Annotated in this window: 7 protein-coding genes and 1 pseudogene; 1 reads left to right on the plus strand and 7 read right to left on the minus strand. The window is 76.3% G+C overall.

Going from position 1 to position 8,420, the window contains the following annotated elements; translation table 11 throughout:
- Window positions 1–73: 73 nt before the first annotated feature.
- Genes cobC through cobM form a run of 5 tightly spaced genes read right to left on the minus strand, consistent with a single transcriptional unit; the run spans window position 74 to window position 6,095 of the window.
- Window positions 74–1,228: an Rv2231c family histidinol phosphate aminotransferase CobC gene (gene cobC, locus HZS56_RS36410; RefSeq protein ID WP_216725091.1), complete on the minus strand. Its 1,155-nt coding sequence runs from the start codon at window positions 1,226–1,228 to the stop codon at window positions 74–76.
- Window positions 1,200–2,117 (minus strand): sirohydrochlorin chelatase, encoded by a 918-nt coding sequence (locus tag HZS56_RS36415; RefSeq protein WP_216725092.1) that lies wholly within the window; start codon window positions 2,115–2,117, stop codon window positions 1,200–1,202. The genes cobC and HZS56_RS36415 overlap by 29 nt, the downstream gene beginning before the upstream one ends.
- Window positions 2,114–3,991, minus strand: a complete 1,878-nt coding sequence (cobJ, locus tag HZS56_RS36420) for a precorrin-3B C(17)-methyltransferase (RefSeq protein WP_253915482.1) — start codon at window positions 3,989–3,991, stop codon at window positions 2,114–2,116. Before cobJ ends, HZS56_RS36415 begins: the two co-directional genes overlap by 4 nt.
- Window positions 3,988–5,238, minus strand: a complete 1,251-nt coding sequence (gene cbiE / locus HZS56_RS36425) for a precorrin-6y C5,15-methyltransferase (decarboxylating) subunit CbiE (RefSeq protein WP_216725093.1) — start codon at window positions 5,236–5,238, stop codon at window positions 3,988–3,990. The genes cobJ and cbiE overlap by 4 nt, the downstream gene beginning before the upstream one ends.
- Window positions 5,235–6,095 carry a precorrin-4 C(11)-methyltransferase gene (gene cobM, locus HZS56_RS36430; RefSeq protein WP_216725094.1) on the minus strand — a complete coding sequence of 287 codons (861 nt, stop codon included), beginning with the start codon at window positions 6,093–6,095 and terminating at the stop codon, window positions 5,235–5,237. The genes cbiE and cobM overlap by 4 nt, the downstream gene beginning before the upstream one ends.
- 138 nt (window positions 6,096–6,233) lie before the next feature.
- Here cobM and HZS56_RS36435 point away from each other — a divergent pair, with 138 nt between their 5' ends.
- Window positions 6,234–6,962: a ZIP family metal transporter gene (locus HZS56_RS36435; RefSeq protein WP_216725095.1), complete on the plus strand. Its 729-nt coding sequence runs from the start codon at window positions 6,234–6,236 to the stop codon at window positions 6,960–6,962.
- A gap of 14 nt (window positions 6,963–6,976) precedes the next feature.
- Here HZS56_RS36435 and cobI read toward each other — a convergent pair whose 3' ends face one another.
- Complete coding sequence (gene cobI, locus HZS56_RS36440) at window positions 6,977–7,726, minus strand: precorrin-2 C(20)-methyltransferase (protein WP_216725096.1); 750 nt, start codon at window positions 7,724–7,726, stop codon at window positions 6,977–6,979.
- A pseudogene (locus tag HZS56_RS36445) lies at window positions 7,723–8,420 on the minus strand (cobyrinate a,c-diamide synthase); the annotation flags it as partial. The pseudogene HZS56_RS36445 and the gene cobI, both read right to left, overlap by 4 nt.

The following is an 8,420-nucleotide window of genomic DNA, read 5'->3' on the forward strand; positions in this document are numbered from 1 at the left end:
CCCTCCGGGTGCCGCACGGCTCGGGGCGGCACCCGGAGGGGCCGGGCCCCGGCGGCGGGGGCCGGGGTGCGGCTCAGGCCGACGGTTCCGGGGCCGCCTGTTCCTGCGCCGCCCGTTCCGGCGCTGCCCGTTCCGGGGCCCGTCGTTCCAGGGCCCGGTCGAGCGCCCGCAGGAAGGCGTCCGTCGTGGCCCGGTCCCGTACCGCGACGCGCAGCCAGTCCTCGTCCAGCCCCGGGAACGTGTCCCCGCGCCGCACCGCGAACCCGAGGCCCCGCAACCGGTGCCGTACGGCCGCGCCACCCGGCACGCGGAGCAGGACGAAGGGGCCCTCGGCCGGTCCGGCGACCCGCAGCCCGGCCCCGGCGTACGCCGCGAGCCCGGCGACGAGCCGGTCCCGGTCCGCGGCCGTCCGGTGAGCCGCGTGAGCGGCCTCCGCCAGCGACCGCGGCGCCACGCACGCCTCCGCCGCCGCCAGCGCCGGCGTGGACACCGGCCACAGGGGCTGGGCACGCTCCAGCGCGCCGACGGTCTCCGGCGCCGCGAGCACGTATCCGACGCGCAGCCCCGCCAGCCCCCACGTCTTGGTGAGACTGCGCAGGACCACGAGGCCCGGTACGTCCGTGCGCCCGGCCAGCGCCTCCCGCTCGCCCGGCACCGCGTCCATGAACGCCTCGTCCACGACGAGCGTCCGCCCGGGACGGGCCAGCCGAGCCAGCGCGGACGCCGGGTGCAGCACCGACGTCGGGTTGGTCGGGTTGCCGACCACCACCAGGTCCGCGTCGTCCGGCACGGCGGCCGGGTCGAGGCGGAAGCCGTCCGCCGCCCGCAGCAGCACCCGGCCGACCGTGTGCCCAGCATCCCGCAGCGCCGCCTCCGGCTCGGTGAACTGCGGGTGCACCACGACCGGCCGGCGCACCTCCAACGCCCGCGCCAGCAGCACGAACGCCTCCGCCGCCCCCGCCGTCAGCAGCACCCGCTCCACCGGCAGCCCGTGCCGCGCCGCCACCGCCGCCCGCGCGGCCCGCCCGTCCGGGTAGGCGGCGAGCGAACCGAGCGAGCCCGCCAGGTGCTCGCGCAGCCACGCCGGCGGAGTGTCCGCGCGGACGTTCACCGCGAGGTCGACCAGCGCCGCACCGTCGTCGCGCACCTCGGCGTCGCCGTGGTGCCGCAGGTCGTGCGCCCGGCCCCCGGCCGGGACCTCAGTGCGCATGGGAAGGTGCGTGTCCATGCCCGTGATGGTGCCCGTGGTGGTGATGGCCGTCGTCGTCGGGGTGGAAGTGCGGCTGCTGCGGCAGCCCCACCTTGTCCTCGAACCCCGGCAGCGCGATCCGGTACACGCACGAGTCGCAGTTCATCCGCAGGTCGCCCCCGACGGCCTCCTCGTACCGCTCCCACACCAGGTCGAGCAGTTCCGGCTCCGGACCGATCACGTCCGCCGACCGCACCTCGGTCTCCGGGTGCGCGGCGGCCCACTCCTCGGTCTGCCGCCGCACCCGGTCCGGGAGGATGCCGGTGAACAGGAAGTACGGCAGGACGACGACCCGCCGCGCACCCAGCCGCGCACACCGGTCCAGGCCGCCCGGCACGTCGGGCTTCGCCAGCGACACGAACGCCGTCTCCACGGCCGCGTAGTCGCGCCCCTCCCACAGCAGCCGCGCCGCCTTGAACACCTCCGCGTTGGCATCCGGGTCCGTCGAACCGCGCCCGACCAGCAGCACGGTGACCTCGGCCGGGTCCCAGGACGGGTCGACGGCCTCTGCCAGCCGCCGCTCCAGCACCCGCAGCAGGGCCGGGTGCGGGCCCAGCGGACGCCCGTACGTGTACGAGATGCCGGGGTGGCGCTCCTTCTCGCGGGACAGCGCAGCCGGGATGTCGCCCTTGGCGTGCCCGGCGGAGACCAGCATCAGCGGCACCGCGGCGAACCGGCGCACCCCGCGCTCGACCAGCTCGGCGACCGCGTCGCCCAGCGGCGGCGGGGACAGCTCGATGAAGCCGCCCGATACGGGCAGTTCGGGGTGACGGCGGCCCAGCTCGCGCACGAAGTCGCGGAACGCCGCGGCTCCGGCCTCGTCCCGGGTGCCGTGTCCGGCGATGAGCAGGGCGGGCGGGGTGGTCACAGGGTCTCCTCGGGTTTCTCGGATTCGGACGTCCCGGACACGGAAGTCCGGAAGGCAGAGGCAGAGGCAGAGGCAGAGGCAGAGGCAGAGGCAGAGGCAGAGGCAGGGGCAGAGGCAGGGGCAAGGGTGGGGGTGGGAGAGGGGCGGGCGGCCGGGACCCCCTGCCAGCGGTAGCCGCGCGGTGTCACCATGCGCCCGGCGATCTCGCGGGTCGCGGTGTTGCCCACCGTCACGACGGTCATCATGTCGACCGTCGCCGGGTCGAGCGCGGCGAGCGTGGACAGGCGGCTGGACTCGTCGGCGCGGGACGCGTTGCGCACGACCCCCACCGGAGTGCCCGGCTCCCGGTGTTCCGCGAGGATCGCCAGCGCCTTGGGCAACTGCCAGTGACGGCCCCGGCTGCGCGGGTTGTAGAACGTCACGACGAGGTCCGCCTCCGCCGCCGCCCGCACCCGCCGCTCGATGACCTCCCACGGCGTGTGCAGGTCGGACAGGCTGATCGACACGTGGTCGTGGCCCAGCGGCGCGCCCAGGACCGCCCCGGCCGCCAGCGCCGCCGTCACGCCCGGCACGCCGACCACATCGATGTCGTCGGAGGCCTCCGCCAGCGCGGGCGAGGCCATGGCGTACACCCCGGCGTCGCCGCTGCCGATCAGCGCCACGGCGTGCCCCAGCCGCGCCTGTTCGACCGCGGTCCTGGCCCGCTCCTCCTCCGCGCCGAGACCCGACTCCAGCACCCGCGTGCCGGGCCGGAGCAGATCGCGGACCTGGTCGACGTACTGGTCGAGTCCGACCAGCACCGACGCCCGCCGCAGCTCCGCCCGCGCCCGCGGCGTCACCAGGTCCCGGGCGCCGGGGCCCAGCCCGACCACCGCGAGCCGCCCGCGCCCCGGACGCCGTACGACCGCGCAGGTCGCCATCGCGGGAGTGGCCGCCGACTTCCGCTTGGGCACGAGGAGTTCGCCCGAGCCCACGAGCGCCGCAGCCTCCGCGACCGACGCGGTGCCCACGGCCGCGAGCGGGGCGTCGGAGGGGTTGGGCACCTCGACGTCCGCCAACTCGCCGGCGGGGTACGTCACGAGGGGTACGCCCAGCCGTTCGGCGGCGCCGACGATGCCCGGCTCCCCGGCCTTGGCGTCCACGGTGGCCAGCTCCGCCACCGACGCGGCCGACAGGCCCGCCTCGCGCAGGGCCTCCTCCACCAGCCCGAGCACCTCGTCGACCGGCGCGCCCCTGGAGGCGCCGACCCCGACGACCAGCGACGGCGGCCGCAGGACGACCTCGCGCCCGGCCGGCTCCACCGCACGGTCCGTCACCCGGATCGTGTACGCCCCGCCCGCCGCCGCCCCGTCGGACCGGTGGAACCCGTCGGATCCCTCCGCCGCCGCGACCGGCAGCGGCGGCAGCGGCCAGGGCACCTCCGCCCGCAGCGCCACCGGCAGGCCGTCCAGCAGGGCCCGCGACACCCCGGCGACATCGCCCTCGACGGGCAGCCCCAGCGTGTCCAGGCCGGCCAGCCCGACCGCGTCCGTCGCCGTCGTCACCACCGGCTCGGCGCCCAGCACCTCGCCGACCGCGCGGGCGAGTTCGTTGGCGCCGCCGCCGTGCCCGCCGACCAGCGACACGGCGAACCGCCCGCCCTCGTCGACGCACACCACACCCGGGTCGGTCCGCTTGTCGTCCAGCAGCGGCGCCACGAGGCGCACCACGGCCCCGGTGGCCAGGAAGCACACCAGCCGCTCGCACTCGCCGAACGCGGTCCGTACGGCGTCCGCGACGGGACCCCCGTAGACGCGCGTGCGGTCCGGCCACGCGGCGGCCAGCCGGTCCCGCGCCGCCGCTCCCGCCGCCGTGGCGGAGATGAGGCCGATCAAGGGGCAACTCCTTCGGTAGGGCTGTGCGGCCTCACGCCCCACAGCAGGAAGACGGGGTTGGCGGCCGCGAGCCGGTGCACGTCACCGGGCAGCGGCGCGAGCCGGGACGACTGCAGCAGCACCCCGTCGCACTCCAGACCGGCCCCGGCCAGCGCCCCGCGGACCGCGGGCACCCGGTCGAGGGCGGCCACGGCGACGACCACGGCGCGCCGGGCCCGCCGCGCGCACCGCGCGACGATCTCGGGCAGTTCGCGCCCGCCGCCCCCCACGAACACGGCGTCGGGATCGCCGTCCAGCCCGGCCAGCGCCGCGGGCGCCGTCCCGTGCACCACGCGTACGTCGACGCCGTGCGCGGCGGCGTTGGCGCGGACCCGCTCCACCCCGTCCAGCGTCTTCTCGACCGCGGTGACGGCGGCGCCCAGCCGCGCGCACTCCACGGCCACGGACCCGGACCCGGCACCGACGTCCCACACCAGGTCACCGGGGCGCGGCCCGAGCCGTGCCAGCGCCAGCGCCCGCACCTCGAACTTGGTGATCATCGAGTCCCGGTGCACGAACGCGTCCTCGGCCAGCGCCCACCCCGTGGGCCCGGACGGCGGCCCCGCGACGGTGCGCACCGGCCCCGCCGCCCGTGCCTCGTCCAGGCACAGCACCACGCTCACCGCCGACCCCCAGTCCCGTACGGCGGCCTCTGCGGGCGTCACCCGCTCCACGCGCTCCCCGGCCGAGCCCAGCGCGGAGGCGACGACGAACACCCGCGCGTCCGGCCCGAGCGCGGCCCCCAGCTCCGCGGGACCGGCCCCGGGACCGGTCAGCACGGCGACCTTCGGATGCGCCCGGCACAGGTTCACCGCGGTCCGCAGGTCCCGCCCGTGCGCGCTGGCCACCACGGCGTCGTCCCACGGCAGCCCGGCCCGCGCGAACGCCGCGGCGACCGAGGAGATCCCGGGCCGTACGTCCAGCAGCTCAGGACCGAACCGCTCCGCCAGCACCCGTACGATCCCGAAGAACCCCGGGTCGCCGGAGGCCAGCACGAGAACCGGCCGTTCCTCCGCGACGTACTCCGCGACCGTGTCGAGCGCCGGCGCCAGCGCCCCGAGCACGACCCGCTCGGCCCCCTCCGGCAGCCGCACTGCGTCCAGGTGGCGCCGCCCGCCGACCACCAGCTCCGCGGCCTCGGCGACGTTCCCGGGGACGTCCCCGGCGGGAGCCGCACCGGCGGCCCCCATCCCGACCACGGTGATCACGTGCTCGCACCCCGCGCCCGCAGCTCCCGGCGCGCCTCGGGGTCGGCCTTGCGGTACCCGTGGAAGTGCCCCGGGTGGTAGAGGTGCGAACGCGTGCCCTGCGCGTCGAGGGCCGGACCGACCAGGAACAGCGTGTGCTTCCAGAGCCTGTGCTCCTTGACCGTCTCCTCCAGCGTCCCGATCGTGCACCGCACCACCAGCTCCTCCGGCCAGGTGGCCTGGTACGCGACCACCACCGGCGTCTCGGTCGGATAGCCGCCTTCCAGCAGCTCCCGCACCAACTGGCCGCTGCGGGCCGCCGACAGGAAGACCGCCATGGTCGTCCCGTGCTTCGCGAACTCCCGCACCTCCTCCCCGGGCGGCATCGGCGTCTTGCCCCCGCCCAGCCGCGTCAGGACCACCGACTGCGCGACCTCGGGAATCGTCAGCTCCCGCTGCGCGAGCGCGGCGACCGCGGAGAACGCGGAGACCCCCGGCACCACCTCGGTCTCGATGCCGAGCTCCGCACACCGGTCGAGTTGCTCCTGCGTACCGCCCCACAGCGCCGGGTCGCCGGAGTGGACCCGGGCCACCCGCAGCCCCGACTCCCGCGCCCGCCGGTAGACGGCGACGACGTCCTCCAGCGACATCGTCGCCGAGTCCAGCACCTCGGCGCCCTCCCGCGCGTGCTCCAGCACCTCCGCCTGGACCAGGCTCGCCGCCCAGATCACCACGTCCGCCTCGGCGATGGCGCGCGCCGCCCGGAACGTCAGCAGATCGGCGGCGCCGGGACCGGCACCGACGAAGGTCACCTTGCCGCCCGCCCCGGCCTCGGGGGCGGCGGAAGCCACGGAAGCCACGGAAACTCCGGAAGGCATGGATGTCGGTCCTCTCCTGTGCGTGCTGTGCGACCCGAGTGCACTGTGCGACCCGTGGGTGCGGGGCATATTTACTGCTTACTGCGGTTGCTGCTGTCGTACGCGCGTGAACGTGGCGTGATCGGATACCAAGGGCCCATGGCGGTCTTCGTCGCGCTCGGCGCGTTCCTGATGACGCTGGCCGGCGGCTGGACGGCACAGCGTGTGACCGACCGGCGCCACCTGGTCCTGGGCCTGGCCGGCGGGCTGATGCTGGGTGTCGTCGGCCTCGACCTGCTGCCGGAGGCCCTGGAGGCGGCCGGCGACGAGGTGTTCGGCGTACCCGCGGCCCTGCTGCTCTTCGTCGCCGGATTCCTGCTCGCGCACCTCGTGGAGCGCCTGCTGGCCGCCCGCCGCGCCGCGCACGGCGCCGACGAGCACGGCGGGCGCACGCCCCAGGTGGGCCTGACGGCCGCCGCCGCGATGGTCGGCCACAGCGCGATGGACGGCGTGGCGATCGGCGCGGCCTTCCAGGTCGGCGGCGGCATGGGCGCGGCCGTCGCGATGGCCGTGGTCGCCCACGACTTCGCGGACGGCTTCAACACCTACACACTCACGAGCCTGTACGGCAACGCCCGCCGCCGCGCGCTCGCGATGCTGTTCGCCGACGCCGTGGCCCCGATCCTCGGCGCGGCCTCCACGCTCCTCTTCTCGATCCCGGAGGGCGTACTGGGCGCGTACCTCGGCCTGTTCGGCGGCGTCCTGCTCTACCTCGCCGCGGCCGAGATCCTCCCCGAGGCCCACCACGAGCACCCCGCCCGCTCGACGCTGCTGTGCACGGTCGCGGGCGCGGCGTTCATCTGGCTGGTGGTGGGCATCGCCGAGTGAGCGGTGACGGCCGCTCACAGTTTCCCGCCCCGCCCGCCCTCGCGCCGGGCGGGCGCGATGAGCGTCGACAGGTAGGGCAGCGGCGCCCCGTCCAGCTCGCCGGCCGGCCGCACGGACTCCTCCGGGAGCCCCAGCGCCGACCCCCACACCGCGTCGTCCAGGCGGCCGCTCTCCCGCAGCGCCTCGGCCACCTCGGCCGCCTGCCGGCCGAACTTGTAGGCGACGACCGTGCCCGGCCCGTGCAACGCCTCCTTCAGCACGGCGGCCCCCGCCGTCACCGGCACCAGCGTCAACGGCTCGGTCCCCTCCGTCAGCACGGCACCCGACCGCGCCGCGAGGTCCTGCATCGCGGTGATCCCGGGCACGGTCTCCACCACCGTGCCCGGCACCAGTTCGCCGACGGTCTGCGCGAGATACGTGAACGTCGAGTACACGTTGGGGTCGCCGATGGTCGCGAAGGCGACGCAGGCGTGCGCCCGCAGCAGCCCGGCGACCCGCTCCCCGGCCGCGTCCCAGGCCGCCTCGCGCCGCGCCCGGTCGGTGCGCTCGTTCAGCGCGAACACCACCCGTACGACCTTCTCGGCGCCCACGTGGTGCAGCACGGTCGCCTCCGCGCGCCCGCGCTCGCCCCCGTCCTTTCCGTCGGACGCGCCCATCACGGGCACGACGACCACGTCGGCGTCCCGCAGCGCGTTCACGCCCTTCACGGTCACCAGCTCCGGATCCCCGGGCCCGACCCCGACCCCGACCAGCCTGCTGCTCATGACGTACGGCACCTTTCCACGAACCGACGGGCGACACCGGGCTCGGCCGCCCAGTGCGTGTGCAGATAGCTCGCGTGCACACCGCGTTCCACGAATCCCTCGACGCGCCGCTCGGGCGCCCGCACCCCCCAGGCCGGTGCCGCCCCGGCCCCCGGCTCCACCACGGTCCGGTGGAACTCGTGCCCCCGCAGCCGCGTCCCCGCGACGGCCAGCGCACTGTCGGACACGGCCACGGCGTCCCGGTATCCCAGCGTCAGCCGCTCCGACATCCGCGCGGAGGCGTCCAGCAAGCCGCACATCGGCAGCCCGTCCAGCTCCCGGCACAGGTACAGCAGCCCCGCACACTCGGCGGCGACCGGAGCACCGCCCAGCGCCAGTTCGGCGACGGACTTCCGCAGCCCCTCGTTGGCGGACAGCTCGGAGGCGTACACCTCCGGGAACCCGCCCCCGACCACCAGCCCGGCCGTCCCCTCCGGCAACTCCTCGTCCCGCAGCGGGTCGAAGACGACGACCTCCGCCCCGGCGGCGGCGAGCAGCTCGGTGTGCTCGGCGTAGGAGAAGGTGAAGGCGGCCCCACCGGCCACGGCGACCCGTTTCTTCTCCAGCCCGTCCGGCGTTTGAGGACGAGGCCGTCCAGGCCGAAAGCGGGGGTCCGGGGGCGCAGCCCCCAGGGACGGGACGGGAAGGGGCGGCG

It is taken from the genome of Streptomyces mayonensis, assembly GCF_018982965.1.
GTDB classification, from domain to species: Bacteria; Actinomycetota; Actinomycetes; order Streptomycetales; family Streptomycetaceae; genus Streptomyces; species Streptomyces mayonensis.

Excerpts from the sequence above, each read along its gene's own strand:
- cobC (WP_216725091.1), bottom strand. The coding sequence starts at position 1,228 with ATGGACACGCACCTTCCCATGCGCACTGAGGTCCCGGCCGGGGGCCGG.
- cobM (WP_216725094.1), bottom strand. The coding sequence starts at position 6,095 with ATGCCTTCCGGAGTTTCCGTGGCTTCCGTGGCTTCCGCCGCCCCCGAG.
- HZS56_RS36435 (WP_216725095.1), top strand. The coding sequence starts at position 6,234 with ATGGCGGTCTTCGTCGCGCTCGGCGCGTTCCTGATGACGCTGGCCGGC.
- cobI (WP_216725096.1), bottom strand. The coding sequence starts at position 7,726 with ATGAGCAGCAGGCTGGTCGGGGTCGGGGTCGGGCCCGGGGATCCGGAG.